General features: G+C 68.3%; 12 protein-coding genes and 6 pseudogenes. 8 read left to right on the forward strand and 10 right to left on the reverse strand.

Annotated elements, in window-relative coordinates; all coding sequences use genetic code 11:
• Positions 1-149: 149 nt before the first annotated feature.
• The 3 genes and pseudogenes from OG390_RS22230 to OG390_RS22240 all read right to left on the reverse strand — a co-directional run.
• Positions 150-407 carry a hypothetical protein gene (locus OG390_RS22230; RefSeq protein ID WP_406170419.1) on the reverse strand — a complete coding sequence of 86 codons (258 nt, stop codon included), beginning with the start codon at positions 405-407 and terminating at the stop codon, positions 150-152.
• A gap of 160 nt (positions 408-567) precedes the next feature.
• A pseudogene (locus tag OG390_RS22235) lies at positions 568-1,370 on the reverse strand (lanthionine synthetase LanC family protein); the annotation flags it as partial.
• Positions 1,371-1,557: 187 nt separating this feature from the next.
• Positions 1,558-1,821, reverse strand: a pseudogene (locus OG390_RS22240) (aldo/keto reductase); the annotation flags it as partial.
• On the opposite strand from OG390_RS22240, the pseudogene OG390_RS22245 reads away from it, so the two are divergent.
• A pseudogene (locus OG390_RS22245) lies at positions 1,754-2,101 on the forward strand (G1 family glutamic endopeptidase); the annotation flags it as partial. The pseudogenes OG390_RS22240 and OG390_RS22245 sit on opposite strands and share 68 nt — an antisense overlap.
• Before the next feature lie 196 nt (positions 2,102-2,297).
• Here OG390_RS22245 and OG390_RS22250 read toward each other — a convergent pair.
• Together OG390_RS22250 and OG390_RS22255 are read right to left on the reverse strand one after the other, a co-directional pair.
• Positions 2,298-3,320 carry a DNA-directed RNA polymerase subunit alpha gene (locus tag OG390_RS22250; protein ID WP_406170421.1) on the reverse strand — a complete coding sequence of 341 codons (1,023 nt, stop codon included), beginning with the start codon at positions 3,318-3,320 and terminating at the stop codon, positions 2,298-2,300.
• Between the two features lie 377 nt (positions 3,321-3,697).
• A pseudogene (locus tag OG390_RS22255) lies at positions 3,698-3,953 on the reverse strand (replication initiator); the annotation flags it as partial.
• Positions 3,954-5,036: 1,083 nt separating this feature from the next.
• On the opposite strand from OG390_RS22255, the pseudogene OG390_RS22260 reads away from it, so the two are divergent.
• A pseudogene (locus tag OG390_RS22260) lies at positions 5,037-5,414 on the forward strand (hypothetical protein); the annotation flags it as partial.
• Between the two features lie 63 nt (positions 5,415-5,477).
• Positions 5,478-5,636 (forward strand): annotated as a pseudogene (locus OG390_RS22265) (chaplin); the annotation flags it as partial.
• A gap of 987 nt (positions 5,637-6,623) precedes the next feature.
• Here the strand turns inward: OG390_RS22265 and OG390_RS22270 are convergent.
• Entirely contained in the window at positions 6,624-8,081 is a 1,458-nt protein-coding gene (locus OG390_RS22270; RefSeq protein ID WP_406170423.1) for an amino acid permease, read from the reverse strand.
• A 383-nt stretch (positions 8,082-8,464) separates the two neighbouring features.
• Here OG390_RS22270 and OG390_RS22275 point away from each other — a divergent pair, with 383 nt between their 5' ends.
• The gene (locus OG390_RS22275; protein ID WP_406177799.1) at positions 8,465-9,151 is read left to right on the forward strand and encodes a FadR/GntR family transcriptional regulator; all 687 of its coding nucleotides are present in this window, start codon (positions 8,465-8,467) and stop codon (positions 9,149-9,151) included.
• Positions 9,152-9,227: 76 nt separating this feature from the next.
• Positions 9,228-10,700 carry an APC family permease gene (locus OG390_RS22280; protein ID WP_406170425.1) on the forward strand — a complete coding sequence of 491 codons (1,473 nt, stop codon included), beginning with the start codon at positions 9,228-9,230 and terminating at the stop codon, positions 10,698-10,700.
• A gap of 226 nt (positions 10,701-10,926) precedes the next feature.
• On the opposite strand, the gene ltrA is transcribed toward OG390_RS22280, so the two are convergent.
• The 3 genes from ltrA to OG390_RS22295 all read right to left on the reverse strand — a co-directional run bounded on the left by ltrA (position 10,927) and on the right by OG390_RS22295 (position 15,118).
• Entirely contained in the window at positions 10,927-12,216 is a 1,290-nt protein-coding gene (ltrA, locus tag OG390_RS22285; RefSeq protein WP_406170409.1) for a group II intron reverse transcriptase/maturase, read from the reverse strand.
• A gap of 815 nt (positions 12,217-13,031) precedes the next feature.
• Entirely contained in the window at positions 13,032-13,658 is a 627-nt protein-coding gene (locus OG390_RS22290) for a low molecular weight phosphatase family protein (protein WP_406170427.1), read from the reverse strand.
• The gene (locus tag OG390_RS22295) at positions 13,655-15,118 is read right to left on the reverse strand and encodes a polysaccharide biosynthesis tyrosine autokinase (protein ID WP_406170429.1); all 1,464 of its coding nucleotides are present in this window, start codon (positions 15,116-15,118) and stop codon (positions 13,655-13,657) included. The genes OG390_RS22290 and OG390_RS22295 overlap by 4 nt, the downstream gene beginning before the upstream one ends.
• A gap of 508 nt (positions 15,119-15,626) precedes the next feature.
• On the opposite strand from OG390_RS22295, the gene OG390_RS22300 reads away from it, so the two are divergent.
• The 3 genes from OG390_RS22300 to OG390_RS22310 are packed head-to-tail and all read left to right on the forward strand — an operon-like array spanning position 15,627 to position 19,000.
• Positions 15,627-16,202, forward strand: a complete 576-nt coding sequence (locus tag OG390_RS22300) for a hypothetical protein (protein WP_406170431.1) — start codon at positions 15,627-15,629, stop codon at positions 16,200-16,202.
• Between the two features lie 10 nt (positions 16,203-16,212).
• Entirely contained in the window at positions 16,213-18,102 is a 1,890-nt protein-coding gene (locus tag OG390_RS22305; protein ID WP_406170433.1) for a DUF4012 domain-containing protein, read from the forward strand.
• A complete protein-coding gene (locus tag OG390_RS22310; protein WP_406170435.1) occupies positions 18,095-19,000 on the forward strand; it encodes a glutaminyl-peptide cyclotransferase in 906 nt (301 codons plus the stop codon). Before OG390_RS22305 ends, OG390_RS22310 begins: the two co-directional genes overlap by 8 nt.
• Positions 19,001-19,643: 643 nt before the next feature.
• On the opposite strand, the gene OG390_RS22315 is transcribed toward OG390_RS22310, so the two are convergent.
• Entirely contained in the window at positions 19,644-20,678 is a 1,035-nt protein-coding gene (locus OG390_RS22315; protein WP_406177801.1) for a GDP-L-fucose synthase family protein, read from the reverse strand.
• Between the last annotated feature and the right edge of the window lie 69 nt (positions 20,679-20,747).

Below are 20,747 nucleotides of genomic sequence, written 5' to 3' on the forward strand. Positions count from 1 at the left end.
CGTGAAGATGCCTGGCAAGGACAGATTTGGCCAACATCTCAAGCAGGGGCCGGGGGTCCGCCGCCCGAGCCGAACGGCGAGCTCCGAAGTCACCGTTATGGGGTATGCGGGTTGCCCTGTCGGAGGTCTTCGTCCCCGAGCCCTGTGCGTCAGCGCGACAGCGCGATGCCGGACGCGTCGCCGTCGCTGCCGGCGGACCAGCCCAAGTCGGCCTCGGCGAGGGCCGTCACGGACTCCAGGGTGCTCGGCTTCACCTTGAGGACGGTCACTGTGCCAGCCGCGTTGCCGGGTGCTCCGACCAGGGGTTCGACACGGCCGTTGCCGTCGGTGTCCGGCGCGCCGACGGTACAGCCGAAGTGGTCGTCCGTGGCAACGATGCCCGGCACTCCCTCGGTGTCCTGGTCCACCCAGAGCGCACCCTTGATAGCGAGACCGCCGCGCCGAAGCCGCCCGCCGCCGCTCGACCATCACAGCCTCGATCCCCGTCCAGCAGGCCCATAACAGTCGCCTTCCATCAGCGACTACGACGCCTACCGAACAGCAGCACCGACAGCTCCGGTAGCACCGTCAGAACCGCAGGGGGTGCATTCCTCCGGGATCGGAGGGGTCTGCGAGGCTTTCCCTGATCACACCGTCGCTGGCGCGATGAACCGCCGTCAGTTCTCCCTGCAACTCGTCCGGGATGGCCCCCGCCCCGAAGACGCAGGCACGCACCAGCTCGCGGCAGTCCTGCGCTTGCCAGCCCGTGGCAATCTCGGTGAACAGAGGGTGCGCCAGGCACTCGCGAGCCGCGTAGCCGTCTTGCGCGTCCGTCGTCTTGCGGTGGAGGTTCTCGACGATGCGGTGCGCGGCGGGCGCCTCGGCGGAACCGATCGCGTCGAGGACGGCAAGTCCGAGCCGTATCTCGAAGATGGTCATCCCTGGTTCCGTCTTCCGCTCAAGAAAGGTGGCTGTCAGATCCGTCAGGTGGCGGTCGATCGGCTGCCCAGCGTCACGGCGGCACAGCACGGTCTCGCTCTTCTTCACCGCCGTGTCGGCAAGTTCGATGAGGCCGCCCACGCGCTCGGGTGCCGTACGCGCGGCAGCGTGGGCGAGGCCGGCGAACCCGTGGCAGAGGCCGTTGCCCGTCGTGGCCTTCAGCTGCTCAGGATCGGTGAGGGTAGCCACGAGCGCGTGCTCCGCGTCAATCTGGCGGCTGGCATCGCCGAGGGCAAGCGCGCAAGTTGCTGGGCGCGTGCGAGGCCGGGGGTGCCGTAGCACCAGGACGGCCGCGTGGGGGCTGACGAGCCGAGACGCCCCCTGCGCAGCTCGCCCTGAGTGACCCAGTACGGCCGGACCGGCGCCGCACGCGACAACCACACCACCCAAGTGGCCCCCGCCGCACCCGTTGGGCGAGAGCCACTGCCACGGAAAACGAGGGCTCTGTCGTTTCGGCGGGCAGGGCTCGAACGCCGCCGCCGGGTTCCGTCTTCTACGCGTCGGGATGGCCATGTCGAACATGCCGGGTCGCGCCACGTCCGGGTCCGGTCCGTGCCGGACGCCGGTGTTGAGGGAATCGAGAGTGGCGAGTTCATCGTCGGTGAGCGAGAAGTCGAAGACGTCGAAGTTCTCTGCGATCCGCCGGGGTTTGGTCGACTTCGGGATGGCCGAGCGGCCCTGCTGCAAGTGCCACCGGAGCATGACCTGCGCCGGACTCTTGCCATATGCCTGTGCGATGGCGCGGATAGAGATCTTCTGGCACTGGATCCAGCCGATGGCCGCCAGCCGCGGGGGCGACCAGCAGACCGGTTTCTGGGTCGGCCTCAGCGGGAGCGGCACCATCACGCAGACCGGGACCGCCGCCAACTGCAACGGCACCACGCCGGATTACTACTCCTGGTGGGAGATGTACCCGGCGGAGGGCATCCCGATGTGCGTGCCGACGAAGCCAGGTGACCACATGCACGCTTCGGTCACCTACCGCGGCAACAACGCCTTCACCCTCACCATCAAGGACGTCACCCGTGGCTGGACGAGGACCGAGAACAAGACCCAGGTCTCCACGGGTGGCACGCCGACCTCCGCGAATGTCATCGTCGAGGCCAACTCCGACACCGGTGGCCCCACCGGCAACGTCACCGACTTCGGCTCCGTCACGTTCTCCGGCGCCACCGTCAATGGCAAGCCCCTGGGCTCGTGGCCGCTGTGGACGGGAAACCTCGCCGCCATGAGCGGGGTCCGGGAAGACACCGTCTCCGCTCTCTTGCTCATCGCCGGCTGCTCTGCCGTCCCGGCTCCCCCGCCACCCGGCGCAGCGTTCAGTACTGCTCGGTCTCCACGAAACCCGCGTCCGCGTCGTCGTCGGCGCCGAAGGCGTCGGCAGCGGCGGTCGGGTCGAATCCGGGCGGGCTGTCCTTCAGGCCCAGGCCCAGGCCGGCCAGCTTCGCCTTGACCTCGTCGATCGACTTCGCACCGAAGTTACGGATGTCGAGCAGGTCCGCCTCGGAGCGCGCCAGGAGCTCACCCACCGAGTGGACGCCCTCACGCTTGAGGCAGTTGTACGACCGAACGGTGAGCTCGAGTTCCTCGATCGGCAGCGCGAGGTCGGCGGCAAGGGCGGCGTCCGTGGGGGACGGGCCCATGTCGATGCCCTCGGCGTCGATGTTGAGCTCGCGGGCCAGACCGAACAGCTCGACCAGGGTCTTACCGGCCGACGCCATGGCGTCACGCGGACGCATGGCCTGCTTGGTCTCGACGTCGACGATCAGTTTGTCGAAGTCGGTGCGCTGCTCGACACGGGTCGCCTCGACCTTGTACGTGACCTTCAGCACCGGCGAGTAGATCGAGTCGACCGGGATGCGCCCGATCTCCTGACCGACCTGCTTGTTCTGAACGGCGGAGACGTAGCCGCGACCGCGCTCGACGGTCAGCTCCATCTCCAGCTTGCCCTTGCCGTTGAGCGTGGCGAGGACGAGGTCGGGGTTGTGCACCTCGACACCGGCCGGGGGCGCGATGTCGGCGGCGGTCACGAGACCCGGGCCCTGCTTGCGCAGGTACATCACGACAGGCTCGTCCTGCTCACTGCTCACGACCAGCTGCTTGATGTTGAGGATCAGGTCGGTGACGTCCTCCTTGACGCCCGGCACGGTGGTGAACTCGTGCAGGATGCCGTCGATGCGGATGGACGTGACCGCCGCACCCGGGATCGAGGAGAGGAGCGTACGACGCAGGGAGTTGCCGAGGGTGTAACCGAAGCCCGGCTCCAGCGGCTCGATCACGAACCGGGAGCGGAACTCGTCGACGACCTCTTCGGTCAGGGACGGACGCTGAGCAATCAGCACGAGGTATTGCCTCCAATGGTTTGGCGCCCGCTATATGACGCCGTGGACACCACAAAGGGTACGGGCAGGCACCGCCTCCAGCCTGACGCATGAGCAGTTGACGCCTCGCCAGGCAGGCATCCCTGCGGAACACATTCGGCACACACGAGGACGGGAAACCCCCTGAACAGCCGAGAACTACCGAGGGGCGTTTTCCCAGGCGGGACACACCGCGCTTGGCGTTTTCGCAGGTCACAGCCCTATCCAGGGAAAATTCCTAAAGCGGGAGTCGCAGGTTCGAATCCTGTCGGGGCACAAGGGAAAAGGCCCCGGACCGATCATGGTGCGGGGCCTTTGACATCCACGTCTGACATCACGAGCACGGTCAGTGACGACCGGGGCGCCGGTGCGTCGGGGCCGTCCGGTCCGTCGAGGCGGATCACAGCGTGGAAGTGCAGGGCTCCGCGCTTCTGGAATTCGGCGACCTTGCCGTACGACAGGCGTACGTGGCAGTTCGCGGCGGGTGAGTCCGGCACGGGCGGCGATCTCGCGGCGGAGGTGGGTTGTCAATCTCATCCACAGGTCGCCCGCGTGGTTGTTGAAGAGGGCGGCAGCGGCGTAGTCGCAGGTCCAAAGCCTGCCCGAGTTGCCAACCAGCGTTACGGCCCCCTGATCGTGCTCGACCCCAGACCGGGCAGGCCACCCCAAACCCCTTCCACCGACCTCAATTCGAACTCGCCGGCCATTCCTGAGAGACGCGCTGTTAGATTAGGCATTACATTGCTGGATGAAATTCCGATATAAGCCCACAGTGTCCGTTCCCAGTTCGGCCAACGCGGTGAAAGATACAGTCGTCGAGGTCGCTGGTCGTCTTTTTTGAGGGCGTGTGCTGAAGTTAAGGCGACCTGCCTATCGGGGTGCATAGCCAATGGTCTGGGCTGCGCCGTTTCCGCCCATGTCCGCTGTTGCTTGTACGCCGTGGTGATTGGAAAAGAGATGGTGGAAATTTCCGCAGTCAAGCTTTCCTCGCACACGCGCACTGCATCAGTGTCCCTGGTAGCACTTGCGATCGCGAGTGCTCCGCTGGCCTCTCAAGCCCAGGCCCTGGTCATGTCACCGGGCTTGAACGCCCGGCATGCACCTGGCACTCCGGGGGCCCCGCAGGCCCCGGTTACGGTGTTCGTCGAAGACTTCGAAAACGCAGGCGAGACTCCGATCTTCCTGGAGGACTACGTCGGCGCTCCACCGCTCGACGAGACATACACAGCCGACCCCCAGTGGCTTGACCACGGACAGTGCAACGGCATCATCCTCGATCAGACCGGTGCTGATCAGCCTAACTGCCCGGCAGTGTTGAAGAACATGTCCAATGCGCTGGGACAGGTAGGCGGAACGAATCCGCCGACGAACCACGTGGTCGCGGCCTACACCAACTGGGTGCCACCTGGCGCCGACCGGGTGGAGTTCCGGACCGAGCAGCCGATTCCGCTCGCGAAGCCGAACCGCTACATCACCTTCGCAGTGGACGCAGCCGCCGTGAATTGCGACCAAGCGGCTCCTCCGCTGCTGAAGTTCTATCTGACCGGCAACGGGTCAGACATCCCTACCTTCACCACCCCCATCAATCCCTGCACCGATCCCAACTCCAAGCCCTACCCCGGCGGAAGCGGGTTGAGGGCCGGGACGTTCGCCGGCAACAAAGCCGTCCTGTTCAGCGATAGCCGGTTGGGCATCAAGATGGTCAACGGGCAAGGCGACTGGTACGGCAATGACCACGCATTCGACAACATTCGGATCCTGGATGCGACTCCGCAGCTGGACAAGGCGTTCAGTCCTGCCACCGTGGACAAGGGCGACACGTCGACGCTCACCATGACAGTGACCAACACCAGTGAACTGGCGGCGAAGAACGACTTCAGCTTCGCCGACAGCCTGCCAGCCGGAGTGAAGGTGGCCTCGAACGCGAAGGCGTCGACGACCTGCGGCAACGGCACGGTGTCCGCGACGGCGGGGGGCGCGTCCGTTGCCCTGAACGGCGGCGACCTGACCGCCGGCGAGAAGTCCTGCACGGTCACGGTGAACGTCACGGCCGACAAGGCGGGAACCTACGTCAACCGCCCCGAAGCGATCACCACGGTTGGCCTGAATCCCCCGGACCCCGCGACCCTGACCGTCAAGGGAAAGGGAGCAGCGGCGGTGGGCACCGCGACGGGCTCGGGCGGTCTGCTGTCCGGCAATGTGGTGCAGGTACCGGTGGACATCCCGGTCAATGCTTGCGGCAACTCCGTGAACGTCATCGGACTGCTCAACCCGGCGACGGGCAACGTCTGCGTCAACGGTTAGTGCCGCGTCAGCCAGGGTTTGCCCGTCAAGGAGCGGCCTCCGGTGCGTGCTCTGGGGGTCCCCCCGGCCGAAGGCTGGGGGAGTGCCGGCCGGAAGTCCTCGTACTGGACGTACTTGGGCTTTCGGCCGGTGCGGCGAGTGGGGGCACCTCCCACGCCCTTGAGGCAGTGGGGGAGCGTGCCGGGCGTCGCGACGGGGCGAACCTCGGCTGACGCGGCACTGGCCGACCAGGTCACTCGCCGCGCCGGGACCGGGCGGGTCCCGGCGGGCACACATCGTCCGGCTGACATCACCAGTTGACACCAACGCCGCTGAACGAAGGCAGACATCAGCAGCTCTGCCCTCAGTGGCAGGCAGCAAAAGGGTCCGTCCCGTGAGATCGCCCCGCGCAGCGACGGAACTCCTGAAGCGGGTGTCGCAGGTTCGAATCCTGCCGGGGCACAGCGAGAAGGGCCGGCTCAGGAGAGGCTTCCTCCCTGGCCGGCCCTTCGTCTTGTTCGAGGCCGTGCCACACGCGTCCCACTCATGCCATGTGGATGCCACACGGCATGAGCCGGAGGGCCCCCACCGTCGCGGATCATGGCGCCGAGACGATCGGCGATGGTCTGGTCACGGTCGCTGGTCATGCGCTGATGGATCAGCGCGGCACGCGAGCTGCTGTGGCCGATGCGGGGCATCAGCTCGCGGGTGCCCGCTCCGGCGGTCGGGGCCAGGGTGTCGCCGGTGTGGCGGAGATTGCGGAAGTGCGGTTCGGACGTGCTACCTGCTGCCTTCCGGGCCGTGACCTGGTCGTTCCGGAAGTTGCTCCGCCGCAGTTGCCCACCCTGCGTTCCGACGCATACGTGTCCGTGGCAGAGGCATGCCGCCCAGGCGGCGGGACTTGACCGCGTAATCGAGGACACCGCTGAGGACTGTGCACGCCTTGCGGACCGACTGCGGGCCGGCCCGCACGACGGGCCGGCCCCTATGACGGGTCGGCCCCTATGACGGGGTGACCGCGCTGTGCGTCCTGTTCCGGCCCAGCCGTTCGCGGACCAGCGCGATAGCCACCACGCCCACGGCCACCAGGGTGGACAGGACCACCTGGTCGCGGCCGCCGCCCTCGGCCGTGTCGGTCAGCATGTAGCCCAGCACGAACGTGATCAGGGCGATGGTGGCCCAGGTCAGGTAGGGGTAGAGCCACATCTTGACGATCAGCTTCTCCGGCGCCTCCCGCTGGACGATCTTGCGCATCCGCAGCTGGGAGAAGCAGATCACCAGCCAGACGAACAGGGCGATCGCGCCGGAGGAGTTGAGCAGGAACTGGAAGACCGTGTCCGGCCACAGGTAGTTGAAGCCGACCGCGACGAAGCCGAAGACCACTGAGGCCAGGATGGCCGACTGCGGCACGCCACGACCCGTGGTGCGGCCGAGCGCGACCGGAGCGTCACTGCGCCGGCCGAGGGAGAACGCCATCCGCGACGCGGTGTAGAGGCCGGAGTTGAGGCAGGACAGCACGGAGGTCAGCACGATGGCGTTCATGATCTGGGCGGCGTGCGGGATGCCGATGGAGCTCAGTGCGGCGACGTACGAGCCGTCCTTGAGGATCGCCGGGTCGTCCCAGCGCAGCAGCGACACCACGATCAGGATCGAGCCCAGGTAGAACACCGCGATGCGCCAGATCACGCTGTTGGTGGCCTTGGTGATCGCACCTTGTGGATCCTTGGACTCACCGGCCGCGAGCGTGACGATCTCACTGCCCATGAAGGAGAAGACCACCATCAGGACGCCGGTGAGGATCGCCCCCGGCCCGTGCGGCAGGAACCCGCCGTGTGCGGTCAGGTTGGAGAAGCCGGACGCCGGGTGGTCCGAGCCGGGCAGCAGCCCGAAGATCGCGAGGGCGCCGATCACGATGAACGCGGCGATGGCGACGACCTTGATGCCGGCGAACCAGAACTCGAACTCGCCGTAGGAGCCGACCGAGGCCAGGTTGCTGGCGGTGAGGACGACCATGACGATCAGGGCCCAGCCCCATTGCGGGACCGCCGGGATCCAGCCCGCCAGGATCTTGGCTCCGGCGGTCGCCTCGACCGCGAGCACCACGACCCAGAAGAACCAGTACAGCCAGCCGATCGTGAATCCGGCCCAGCGGCCCAGCGCGCGGTCCGCGTAGGCGGAGAACGAGCCGGACGTGGGGTTGGCCGCGGCCATTTCGCCGAGCATGCGCATGACGAGGACGACGAGGACCCCGACGAGCGCGTAGGAGACGAGAATGCCGGGGCCCGCGGCGGCGATGCCGGAGCCGGAGCCGACGAACAGGCCGGCGCCGATGACACCGCCGATCGCGATCATCGACAGGTGTCGGTTCTTCAGTCCGGCTTGCAGGCCGGATGATCCTGCCGGGGTGCTTTTGGTGGTGGCCGACGGGTCTGCGGTGGAGAGCGGGGGACGTGTAGTCATCTCGACATCCATGGAGGGAGTGCGGAAGAGGACATGCGTCGGTGAGCTGGGGCGGGGGTTGACCGCACAGCTTTCACCGAAGGGGGACGGGCGCCGTGAGGGGAAAATAGTTCACTACGATCCAAAAGAACAAGGCTTGTTTAAGTGTTCACCATGCTCTATTTTCCGTGCAGCGCGGAGCTGCTCCTTCCGATACGGCTGCCGCGCCGTCTCCTGTGTTCCGGCACCCGTGGGAGCCCCTATGCGCAACACCGCGGCACGGTCGCGAGAACCACCGGTGCGGAGGGCATCGCCGCGGGCCGTGCCTCCGCTCAGCAGGCCGTTAGGGTGGCGTCGTGGTGAATCCAGCGGGCAAGTTCGGGCCCTACAACCAGCCAGGTCCAGTGCGGCCCGGGTTGGTCGCCGGGGTACGAGACGCCCGTGTCCTGCCCGGCAGGGGCCAGACGGGATCGGAGCTCGTCCGGTCACGGATAGCACTACGGGTGCGCCTGAAGTCCGTGTCTCCGGGAGACCGGCTGCCGGACGCCGGCGTCCTCGCCGAGGAGCTGGGGATCAGTGAGATCACCGTGCGCCGCGCGCTGGAGGGGATGTGCCAGGACGGCTTGCTCGACCGCCGACGGGGCCGTGCGGGCGGGACCTTCGTCGCGCCGGAATGGGACGCGGTCGTCGCTCTGATGCACGACGCCGACGAGGCGGCTTCACTGGACGCCTTCCACCTCCTGCTCGAGTGCGGCCTTGTGGCGCACGGCGCGGGCGAGGTGCCGCCCGATCGACTCGAAGCGCTGCAGACCCTGGTCGACGAGATGGACCTGGCCGACGACCGGGCACGACTGCTCGAACTGGAGACGCGCTTCCATCTCGACCTCGCGGAGGCGCTCGGCGGCGCCGGAATCCGCGAGTTCGCCGCCGACCTGCTCGGTCGGCTGTGCCTGCTGCTGCCCGATCCGACGCCCGAGGTGGTACGCGCGCAGAACCGCTGCCACGCCGACCTGCTCGCCGAGCTCGGCCGCGGTGCGATGGACCCGGCTGTGCGGGCGGTGAAGGCGCACCAGCACGCCCGCCCGAGCTGACGCCCGGTCGTGCCGACCCCAGTGCCGACACCTCACACGCCCCTTGCGCCGCCACACCGCAGAAGGAGTTGCCGCCATGCCTGACCCCGGAGCCGTCGGCTCGTCGTCGACATCGGGCCCCGTCCGCGGCACGCCCCAGCGCCTGCGCGGCGGTGTCCTCGGCATGGCGGACATCGCCGCGGCCACGATGGCCAACGTCGGCCCGGCCATGAGCTTCTTCTTCGGCTTCGCCTTCCTGGCCACCACCGCGGGCATCGCGTCCCCGCTGACCATCGCCGCCGCGGGCGTCGCGGTCGCACTGCTTGGCAACACGCTCGCCGAGTTCTCCCGGGCACACCCCTCGGCGGGCAGCTTCATCACCTTCGTCGGCAAGACCTTCGGACCGGTCAGCGCGGTGACCACGGCCCTGCTGGCCGGACTCGGCTACATCATCGCGATGGCCTCCGTCATCGCGATCTCGGGCGGGTTCGTACAGATCACGCTGCACCACTACACCGGCGTCGACCTGCCGTGGATCATCTGGACGCTGCTGCTGACCGGACTGTCGGTGGTGCTGATGCTGCGCGGGGTGGTGGTCTCCACCAAGTGGGCCGGCTTTTTCTTCGGCGTGGAGATGCTGGTGCTGGTCGTCGTCTCGATCGCGGCGATCGTCGAACACCGCGGCCGTCTCTCCGCCGACCCGTTCCTGCCCGGCCACATCAGCCACGGCCTCAGGGGCCTGGCAGCGGGCTTCCCGCTGGCGGTGTACCTGTTCATCGGCTGGGAGAACTCGGCGGCTCTGGCAGAGGAGACGGAGAACCCGCGGCGCAACGTCGGCCGCGCCGTGTTCTTCTCCGTCGCGATCATGACAGTGAGCTACATCCTCTTCTCCTACGCCACGGTGACCGGCTTCGACTACGACGTGGCCCGTCTCGGCGACTCCCGCATTCCCTTCATCGACATCGCCCACGACACGCTCGGAGCGCTGGCGTTCGTCGCCTACATCGGCGGCCTGACCTCAACCCTCGGCGTACTGATCGCCGGCATCAACTCCCAGGCCCGCATGGTGTTCAACGCCGGACGCGAGGGACTGCTCCCGTCCTTCTTCGGCTACGTGCACCCCACCCGCCGCACGCCGACCAATGCGATCGTCACCTTCACCGCCACCGCACTGCTGATCATCGGAGGCTGGGGCCTGGGCCATCTGCTCGGGTCCGACGGCGGCTCGATGAACCCCGTGGTCTTCTTCACCGAGTCCTCGAGTCTGGGCGCCATCCTGATCCTGCTGGTCTACCTCGCGTCCAACGTCGCCCTGCCGCTGTACTACCGCAGGTACCGTCCACAGGAGTTCCGGACGGTCCGGCACCTGCTGCTGCCCGCGATCGGCACCCTGGCCATCCTGGTTCCGCTCTATTACCTCGCCAAGCCCGGACAGCCCGCGCCGTACAGCTGGTTCCCCTTCGCGTCACTGGCCACCCTGCTCGCTGCCATCGGCTACGCGACGCTCCTGGTCCGCCGCGACCCGAGCCTGGCCGAACATGTCGGTTCCGTCGTCGCCGACGCGGAGTGAGCATGTTGCTCTTGGGCGACCGAAGATCGCCACAACGAGCCCGGGCAAACGGCCGCGCGCCTGCCGAGCAGCCTGCGGCCAGAGCAGATTCAGCACACATCAGGACGGGGAAGGGCCCGGATGCGCATCGCATCCTCTCGGGTCCCCGCGACGAGCACGAGAAGGTGAGTCGGCGGCGGGAATCTCACCCGCCGCCGCTCGCAGAACCGTGCGGGAGCCTCTCGGCTCACACGGCTCCCATTGCCCAGCCATCAGGTTTGAGGCCGAACCGCCAGTGGGCGAACATGTTGGGATACCGGCGGGCCGTGCCAGCCAGTAGTTCTCCCGCGCGTTTCTCCCGGCGGCGTAGTCGTTTGTACTTCTGACAAGCCCAGCCCACCAACATGCGGTTGATGCGCCGGAGAAGGGGATACAACATGGACTTGTAGAAGCGTCCGTAATAGTTGATCCATCCCTGCACGACGCTGTTGAACATCCGTGCAAGGTCCATCAGGGACTTGTCACTGCGTTGAGCGATGCGCCAGGAACGCATCTCCTTGCCCATCGCCTTGATCGCCTCCTTGCTGACCGCGGGCAGGAAGTTCACAAAGTGCTTCCCATACCGGTTCTTGGCCAGCCTCGGCCGGAACGTGTACCCGAGGAACGTAAACGACGTGTGCTCGAACGAGCCGCGTCGGTCAGCGTCCTTGCAATACACGATGCGCGTCTTGCCGGGATGCAACTCCAGGCCGACCTGCGCCAATCTCGCTGCGAGCGCGTCCCGCACGCGGCGGGCCTGGTGCTCGCTGCGGCAGTGAATCACCGCATCGTCGCAATACCGCTCGAACGTGATGTGCGGAAACTCCCGCCCCAGCCACTCATCGAACGCGTAGTGGAGATACAGATTCGCCAACACGGGCGAGATCGCCGACCCCTGGGGAGTCCCGCGATCCCTTTCCTGCACCGAACCGTCCGCCTTCGCCAGCGGCGCCACAAGCCACCGCCGGACATAAAGCAGGACCCACTTCCCGTCTGCGTCAACATGCCGCTCGACGGCCTTGAGCATCAGCTCATGGTCCACGCTGTCGAAGAACGCCCGAATGTCGAGATCGACCACCCAGTCGTTCCGCCAACAACGCCGCCGGCACGTCTCCACCGCGTCCAGCGCAGACCGCCTCGGCCGGTACCCGTAGGAGTCCGGATGGAACACAGGCTCCACCCGCCTCTCCAGATACATCGCGGCCACCGTCTGGGCGATCCGGTCAGCCACAGTGGGCACCCCAAGCACACGGACACCTTTCCCGCCCGCCTTGGGGATCTCCACGGCCTTCACCGCCGGAGGGAAATACGAGCCAGACGACATACGATTCCACAGCTTGTACAGATTTCCCTTGAGGTTCTGCTCGAACTGCTCGATCGAAACGCCGTCCACCCCGGGTGCACCCCGATTGGCTTTGACCCTCAGATACGCCTCCCACACCATCGACTTGGAAATATAGAACGACTTGACCTCGGCCTGCGGCCTTGATCCGTTCACCTGGCTCCTCCCGGACATACCGGTTGACCACCAAACAAGATCAGGACAACCCGCCCCCTTCGCTCCATCCCCATTACAGGGACTTCATCACTACTACGAGGCGGTCCGTCCCCCTGCCACGCATCGGTACTCAGCCCCTCACAGTTTTAGCTGCTTGGGGTTCTCCCTTATCGCCAACCGGCCTTCAACTTGACCGTCGGCAGCATCGCGGCGAGAGGTTCCCACGTTCCGCACTGGTGCCTGTCACCGAGCTCGCGCCACCTTCATGCCGGGCCGCCACCTGGCCAGGAATACAGGAACCCGCCAGACTTGTCCCGGGGCAACAACTGGACCCCGGTTTCGGCAACCACTCATACGCTTACGACACTTCAGCAGTGGTTCACTCGCGTTCGCCTTCTCGGCACGCACCTGACGCATCTCGTGCGCCTTTTCCGCAGTGCTCATCACCCCGGCTCATTCACCGGAGCAACCTGCGGCGATTTGAGATCTCCCCCTGTGTGGGCGATCCCGGAGGGCCTACCTCCATCACCAGTGCAGCACCACGTCAAGAGCTTCCGTCTACATCAGAACCTCCTGTTGTGTTCGTGGCGCACAGTCGTCCGCGTACCGGCGAATCCGGTAGTGGGGCCTTCTCCCGTCCCCCGCCGGTGAGCCCTGCGGCTCGAGGTGGTGTTCGGTCTCTCGGTCCTGCCGCGGTCGAACTATTCCATGGACCCTCGATTCAGACGCTCGCCCCGCCGGTGAGCCCTGCGGCTCGAGGTGGTGTTCGGTCCACTCGGTCCTGCCGCGGTCGAACTATTCCATGGACCCTCGATTCAGACGCTCGCCCCGCCGCCCAGCAACCGGGCGAGCGTGCTCACCGCCCCGTCGATCTCGCGGGCGCACCCGTACAGCACCGAGTGGGGTCTCCCCCACGGGTCCGTGACGTCGTCCTCGGCCGGCGGGACCGGGGCGGCGGCACCGCGACGGCCGGCCGCGGCCGCGACTACGACGTCGAAACCGTCCACGATCCGCGGGCCTTCCCCGTCCGGTACGCCGCCCTGCGCGGTCGCCGCACCTTCCCCGCCCACTTCCCCGCCCCGCCCTTCGTCGACTCCCCTCACGGCGAGACGCAGGAACTCCTTCAGGGTGAAGCAGCGCCGCATAGCCGACGGCGCGAGCCGCACGGCCGCCTCCCGGTGCTCGCGCGCGAGCCCGAGGACCAGCGCCGCTCCCACGACGAGCTGCGCGGTGAGCGGGCGGGCCGCGAAGCCGGAGCCGTCACCGCCCAGCTTCTCCAGCACCGCCATGGTGGAGCTCTCCATGCCGGGCCGGGGCCACGCCTCCGTGCCGGCGCTCTCCGGCCGCACGGCCGAGCCGGGCGGAAGCCTCGCGGCCAGCAGCCGCTCGGCGAGCACCGAGCGGTGCACGTTGCCCGTGCAGATGAACAGGACCCGGGTCATTTCTCGCCCGCGAGATGCGTCGCCGCGGGTACGACGGCCTCCTCGCGGGGGGCCGACGCACGGGGAGCGGGCAGCTCGCCGTACCCGTAGTTGCCGTAGCGGCCGTAGCGGCCACCCCTTGGAACCGGAGCCATACTGAAGACCGTACCGAGGACGCGGACGCCCACGCGCTCCAGCGATTCCGCGGCGGTGCGCACCTGGTCCCGGCCGGTCTTCGCAGCGCGGACGACGAGCAACGTGCCCTGGGCGAGCGAGGCGAGTCCAATGGTGTCGGCGACCGGCAGCAGTGGCGCGGTGTCGATGATCACGGCCTCGTAGGCGTCCGCCAGCTCGCGCAGCACCTCTTCCATACGCGCAGAGGCGAGCAGCTCCGTGGGGTTCGGTGGTACGGCGCCGCTGGCAAGTACCGAGAGCCGCCCGTCGGCCTGTTGCATCACGTCCTCGATGCGAGCCTGTCCGATGAGCACCGTGGTCAGACCGGCGTCCTGGACGAGACCGAAGGTCGGGGCCACACTCGGGCGGCGCAGGTCGCAGTCCACGAGGCAGGTGGAGACACCTGCCTCGGCGAGCGAGAGGGCGAGATTCACCGCGGTGTTGGTCTTGCCCTCACCGGGCACCGAACTCGTCACCACGATGACCCGCGGTGGGTCGTCGACCTGGGAGAACTGCAAGCTGGTGCGCAGCTTGCGGAAGGCCTCGGCGCGCTTGGAGTGCCCGTCGGCGCTGACGAGCGGCTGCCTGGGGGCGTTCCTGTCGTACGGGATGGTGCCGAGACCCGGCAGCGCGGTGAACTCGCCCAGCGCCTCGCTCGTCTTGAGCGTGGTGTCGAGGGTCTCGCGCAGGGCGACGAGTCCGGCACCGAGCAGCAGGCCGCCGAGCACTCCTGCGGCCAGGTTCAGCAGCGGGCGGGGCGAGACCGGACCGGTGGGGGCGACGGCCTCCTGGGTGACGCCCAGGGAGACGGGCGAGACTGGCGGGGCATCGTCCGCGTGGTTCTTTCCGGACCGCTGGACGGTGCGCTTGGGCGTCTCCAGCCGCTCCACGACCGCGCTGAACCGCTCCGCCACGGCGTTGGCGATGCGCGCCGCCCGCTTGGGCGCCGTGTCCCGGACGGTGATGTCGATGAGCACGGTGTTGAGCGGGGCGACGGCGGTGATCCGGGACGCCAGTTCCTCCGGTGTGGTGCGCAGCCCCAGTTCCTTCACCACGGGCCCGGTCACCTGACGGGTCGTCACGATCGCCGCGTAGGACTGCACGCGCGCCTGCGAGAAGCTCTGCCCCTGGTTCAGCTGGGCGGTGTCCTCACCGGTGCGGGTGGCGACGAAGAGCTGGGTCCTCGCCTCGTAGACGGGGGCGCTCAAGCCCGTCGCGGCGAGCGCCGCCCCGATCGCGAGAACCAGGCAGACCACGACGGTCGGCCAGTGTCTGGCAAGAGCCTTCAGCAATCCGTGGAGATCCAAGCTGCACTCCTCATAACCCTCGCGAACCGAGGCAATCACCCGAAATGAAATGTTCTGTTCCCTGCGCACGGCCGAAGATAGGGACTCGCGCGCTCGAACTGGGGGAGCCACCCCTACGTCGGACCGTCGAACGACCCCGGTGGCGGACCGTCCGGCCACTCGACACGGCGGCATGGGCCAACAGTGGGCAGGCGCTCCACCATCCGGTGGCTTCTGGGCGCTGTCGCACCAACAGATGTCGATATGTCTCACTTATTCCATGTATCCAGATCTTGGTACCTAGACATGGATTACGGCCGACGCTGCAGCCTGGCCCGCACCGAAGTCGAGGAGAGTGAAGAGGATGACGACATCGCCCAGATGGAGGGTTGCCCTGGCATCGGCAGCATCAGCTGCCATGCTCATCGCGGCACCCCTGATTGGGGCTCAGGCCGCCTACGCACAGCCATACCCGGGGTCGCCCCCGCCCCTGAACGTCAGCACCACCACGGTCACGGCCGGAGAAGTGTTGAGTTTCGACACGCCCGCGGGAGTCTTCGCTCCCGGGCAGGGCATCACGGTACTGCTGGAATCGACCCCGATCGTCCTCGGTAATTTCCAGGCCGAGGACGACGGATCGGTGGCGGGTACCGTGGACATCCCGGAGACGGCGCCTTCCGGTTGGCACGTCTTCCGGCTCACCGGGGACAACCCCGACCAAAGCATCGGCGTCACCATCTACGTGCAGGGCGGTGTCGGTAGCACCCCGCCTCCGACACCGACACCGACACCGACACCGACACCGACTCCGACTCCGACCAAGCACCCGAGACCGACCCACACCCCGACCAGTAAGCCCACCCACTCGGACAAGCCCGAGCACCCCGGTGGGCACGGCGGACATGACGACGGACACAACGGATCCCTCGGAGGCGGCGTAGTCGCCGACCCGGTGAACTACCAGCACGAGACTCAGAGCCACAACGGCGAAGGCCTCGCGGAGACGGGCGGTGGGAAGGCCCTGACCGTGGGCGGCACCGCGGCGGCGCTGCTCGTGGCGGGCGGCGGCACGACGCTGGCCGTGCGCCGTCGCCGCAGCTCATGACGGGTAGTTCATGACGGAGCGCGACATCCGTAAGGCGGTACGGCGTCCCGGCCCCGGCCGGGACGCCGTACGCATGCCCGGGGCAGATCGCTCCGGCGAACAGGTACCGGGTCGCCGCCGCGTACGCAGGAAAGCACTGCTGGCCATCGCGCTGCTCCCGCTGGCCGGCGCCGTCTGGATCGGTGTCACCGGGCTGCTCGCCCGCTCGGAGCTGCTCGCGGCCCAGCAGGACCTCGACGCGCTGCGGCACTCGGCGACGGCCGCGGCGGCGCCCGGCTCCGCCTCCGGAAAGGCGACCGCGCCCGCGCAGGTAGCGGAACAGGCAGTGCGCTCGGCCGCCGTCCACGCGGCTCGGGCGCATCGTCTCACCACCGGGCCGGCCTGGTACTCCGCCGCGGAGCTGCCCTTCCTCGGGGGTCCCGTCAGAACCGTGCGCGGCGCCGCTTACGCGGCGGACCGGCTGGCCGGCGACGTGCTGTCCCCGCTGACCGACGTCCTGCCGCAAGCCACGCCGCACGGAAGCGGCGGCGGGATGTCCGAGGCCCTCGCGGAGTTGCAGCGCCACCGGCCGGAAATCGCCCGGGCCGCAGACGCCGTTGCAGAGGTGCGGACCGACGTGCACGGTCTGCCCCGGTCCACCTGGCTGCCGGCGGCCGACCGGGCCCGTGCCGGGCTGCAACAGCAGCTGGACCGCCTCGCCCCGGTGATGACCGACGCCTCCCTGGCGGCGCGCGTCCTGCCGCCCATGCTCGGCGCACAAGGACAACGGCGTTACTTCCTCGCGTTCCAGAACCTCGCCGAGGCACGCGGCACCGGGGGCCTTCCGGGGGCCTTCGCCGTGCTGCGGGCCGACCGGGGCCGGCTGTCCTTCGAGCGGTTCGGCAACAACACCGAGATGGAAACGGCGAAGCCGGACATCGACCTCGGGGCCGAGTTCAACGCCCGCTACGCGGGCAGCGACCCCATCCACGTGTGGCCCAACTCCAACAAGAGCCCGCACTTCCCCTACGCGGCCCGCATCTGGGCAGCGGCATGGCGCAAGCACACCGGCGAACGCGTGGACGGGGCGATCGCCGTCGACCCGGTCACGCTGAGCCGTCTCTTGCGGGTCACCGGCCCGGCCCGCATGGCCGACGGCACCGAGCTCACCGCCGACAACGTCGTGGACCTCACCGAACGGGCCAGCTACGCGAAGTACGACGACGTCGCCCGGCGCAAGGCGTTCTTCGTTGACGCCGCCCGTGCCGCCGCCGCAAAGCTGATGGGGGCGCTCGACGACACGCGCCGACTGCCCGCACTGCTCGTCGCCGTGAACGACGTCCAGCGGGACGGACGGCTCAAGGTCTGGAGCGCCCACACGGCGGAGCAGCGCCTCCTGGAGTCCCGCCCCTACTCGGGCACGCTCCCCAACGCCCCCGGCCCCTTCGCGGGACTGGTGGTGAACAACGCGGCCGGCGGCAAACTGGACTACTACCTCGACCGGAGCCTGACCTGGGAAGCGGGCGCCTGCTCCGGCGGCGACCGGGCGGTCACCGCGACCATGACCCTGACCAACCGGGCACCGGCCTCCGGCCTGCCCGACTACGTGACCATGAGGGTGGACTCCCCTCCCTACCGCACCCGGCCGGGTGACAACCGCCTCCTGGTGTCCTACTACGCCGGGGTCGGAGCCACCCTCGCCGACGCGACCCTGGATGGCCGCCGCGCGCTGCTCGCGCCTGGCATCGAACGCGGCCACTCCGTGTTCACGCTGGACCTGGAGCTGCCCGCGGGCTCCAGCCGCACGCTCGTGCTGCACCTGCGGGAGCCGCACGCGGACGGCTCCCCCACCCTGCTGCAGCAGTCCCTGGTGAGGCCGCTGCGGACCACGCTGAAGCCGGGAGGCGCCTGCCGTGTCTGAGCGTGTGCGTCGCGCCACGGCTGATCGCGTGTACCCCACTGCGGCTCAGCGCGGCCTCCGCGCGGCGGGGGCTGTGCTCGCGGCCACACTGCTGCTCGCGTCGCGCCCCCCGGCAGACCGCGCCCCCGACGACCCGGTAGGCCGAGCCATGGATGGGCGGCAGGCCGCGGCGCACCGAGTCGAGCAACTGCGGGTCAAAGTGCTCGAGTCCCTGGCCCACGATCCGCAGGCGTTCACCGAGGGCCTCGAGATGGCCGGCGACACGCTCTACGAAAGTACCGGCCTGTCCGGCGCGTCCTCGGTACGGGCAGGGCCGCCGGGCAGACCGCCCACGGGCCGCGTGGCGCTGCCCGCGCCCTTGTTCGGTGAGGGCATCACCGTGCTCGGCCGCACCCTGTGGCAGCTCACCTGGCGGAACCGGACGGCCGTCGAGCGCGACGTCACGACGCTCGCGGAGCTGCGCCGCGTGCCGTACCCGGATGACGGCTGGGGCATGTGCTTCCGGCAGTCGGCGCACCGGCTCGTCACCAGCGACGGCTCGGCACGGCTGACGTTCCGAGACCCCCGGACGCTCGCGAAGACGGGCGAGGTCACCGTGACCGCAGGGGGCCGACCGGTGACGGGACTGAATGAACTGGAGTGTGTCGGCGCCGCCGTATACGCGAACGTGCTCCCCACCGACCGGATCATGCGCATCGATCCCGCCACCGGCGCGGTGACGGCGGACATCGACGCGTCGGGCCTGCTGCGCGACGACGAACTCGTCCCGGGGTCCACGCTGAACGGCATCGCGGCGGTCCCCGGAACGGACCAGTTCCTGATCACCGGGAAATTCTGGCCCAGGATGCTCCGGGTCACGTTCGTACCCGCCGGGCGGACCAACCGCACCGGTGGCTGATCCGGAGGGAAGGAATCCACGGCGACGCAGATCACCGCTTGCGCGGACACAGTGCGGCGGCAGAAGTGGGCAGTCTCAGACGGACTGTATAAGTTGCCGCTTAGTAGTCTCCTTCGGAGTACACCGGAAGTACGACGGAGGAACGGAATCCCCCTCGCAGGCCCGAGCGGCCCCGAGGCAACTCGCCGCGATCACCGTGTCGCTGGGCAAGGCCAGGGAGTCGATCCAGGTCGCGGACCTCGCCCAGGCTGCTCGTCGACTCCGTCAAGACGCCGGTCGAGCCGACTAGAGATCTTTAAGGGTGCGGGTTACGTGGGGTCGTGACGGCTGTCGTGGGCCGCGCTGTGCCGGAGGGATGAGGTATCCCGATGGCGGAGGGCTGACTGCTGAGGAGCGAGTTCGGCGTGAGCGGGTCCGGTTGGCGGCCGCCGATCTGATCAGGCCGGGGCCAGTGACCGGGAGGTGGCGCGGCAATTCAGGGTGATGCGTAAGGGCACCCCGCATTACCGGCGGAAGGCGCCAGCGGCGCTTCCGCTGTGCCGGGGAGGACGGCACGATCGACGTAGTCGTGCGGCCGGGGGCCGAGGTCTGTTCGAGGATCTCCTCCGGCTGGGGGCCATCGGTCTGGCGAACCCGATACCGGTCAGTGCCGCAGGGCGTCGGTCCCGAGGTTCTCCACGTACCAGGCATACGTCTGGGCGAGTCCCTCTCGCAGTGCGATACGAGGTGCCCAGCCCAGCGCAGTGAGCCGCGAGACGTCGAGGAGCTTGCGCGGGGTGCCATCCGGCTGACTCGGATCCCACTCGACACTCCCCTGATATCCGACGACCTGCCTGACCAGCTCCGCCAGTTCACGGATGGTCAGATCCGTGCCGGTGCCGACGTTGACCGGCCCGCCCTCATCGTAGTGTTCCAGCAGGTGCAGGCACGCTCGGGCCAGGTCGTCGACGTGCAGGAACTCACGGCGAGGCGATCCGCTGCCCCAGTTCACCACACTCCGCGCCCCCGACTCCTTCGCCTCGTGGAAGCGCCGGATCAGGGACGGCAGCACATGGCAGTGCTTGGGGTGGAAGTTGTCGCCGGACCCGTACAGATTGGTCGGCATGGCGGAGATCCACGGCAGACCGTACTGGCGCCGTACCGCCTGCACCTGCAGAATCCCGGTGATCTTGGCGATGGCGTAGGCGTCGTTGGTCGGCTCCAGCGGACCTGTCAGCAGCGCCTCCTCCCGAATAGGCTGCTCGGCCAACTTCGGGTAGATGCAACTCGAACCGAGGAACAGCAGCCTCTCCACCCCGTGCTCCAGGGCGGCGTCCAGCACGTTCACCTGGATGCGGAGGTTGTCGGAGAGGAACTCGGTGGGCCGGGTAGCGTTCGCCTTGATCCCACCCACGCGCGCGGCCGCGAGCACGACGACGTCGGGCCGCGCGTCCGCGAACCAGGCGAACACGGCCCGCCGCTCCCGCAGGTCCAACTCCGCCGAGGTGGGCCCGCCCAGGTCAGTGAATCCCTCCCGCCTCAGGTGTCGGCATACCGCTGACCCGACGAGGCCACGTCTTCCGGCCACGAACACGCGTGCCGAGCGGTCGAGGGGGCGGTGAACGTTTCCGTCTGCTGCCACTGCCAAGGCGTTTGGCGCCGAAGCGGCGGGGTGAGCGACATCGCTGTCGGCGTTCATGCAGGTTGACATGGGAGTCGCTCCTTCAACGGGGACCACGGGACGAGAGTGGGCCTGGAACGCACGAAA

Origin of the sequence: Streptomyces sp. NBC_00996 (assembly GCF_045162675.1) — a bacterium.
Lineage (GTDB): Bacteria > Actinomycetota > Actinomycetes > Streptomycetales > Streptomycetaceae > Streptomyces.

Bases quoted from the DNA above. Each gene is read 5' to 3' on its own strand.
- OG390_RS22290 (WP_406170427.1), bottom strand. From the start codon at position 13,658: ATGACCCGGGTCCTGTTCATCTGCACGGGCAACGTGCACCGCTCGGTG.
- OG390_RS22315 (WP_406177801.1), bottom strand. From the start codon at position 20,678: ATGAACGCCGACAGCGATGTCGCTCACCCCGCCGCTTCGGCGCCAAAC.
- OG390_RS22305 (WP_406170433.1), top strand. From the start codon at position 16,213: ATGACGGAGCGCGACATCCGTAAGGCGGTACGGCGTCCCGGCCCCGGC.
- OG390_RS22280 (WP_406170425.1), top strand. From the start codon at position 9,228: ATGCCTGACCCCGGAGCCGTCGGCTCGTCGTCGACATCGGGCCCCGTC.
- OG390_RS22270 (WP_406170423.1), bottom strand. From the start codon at position 8,081: ATGACTACACGTCCCCCGCTCTCCACCGCAGACCCGTCGGCCACCACC.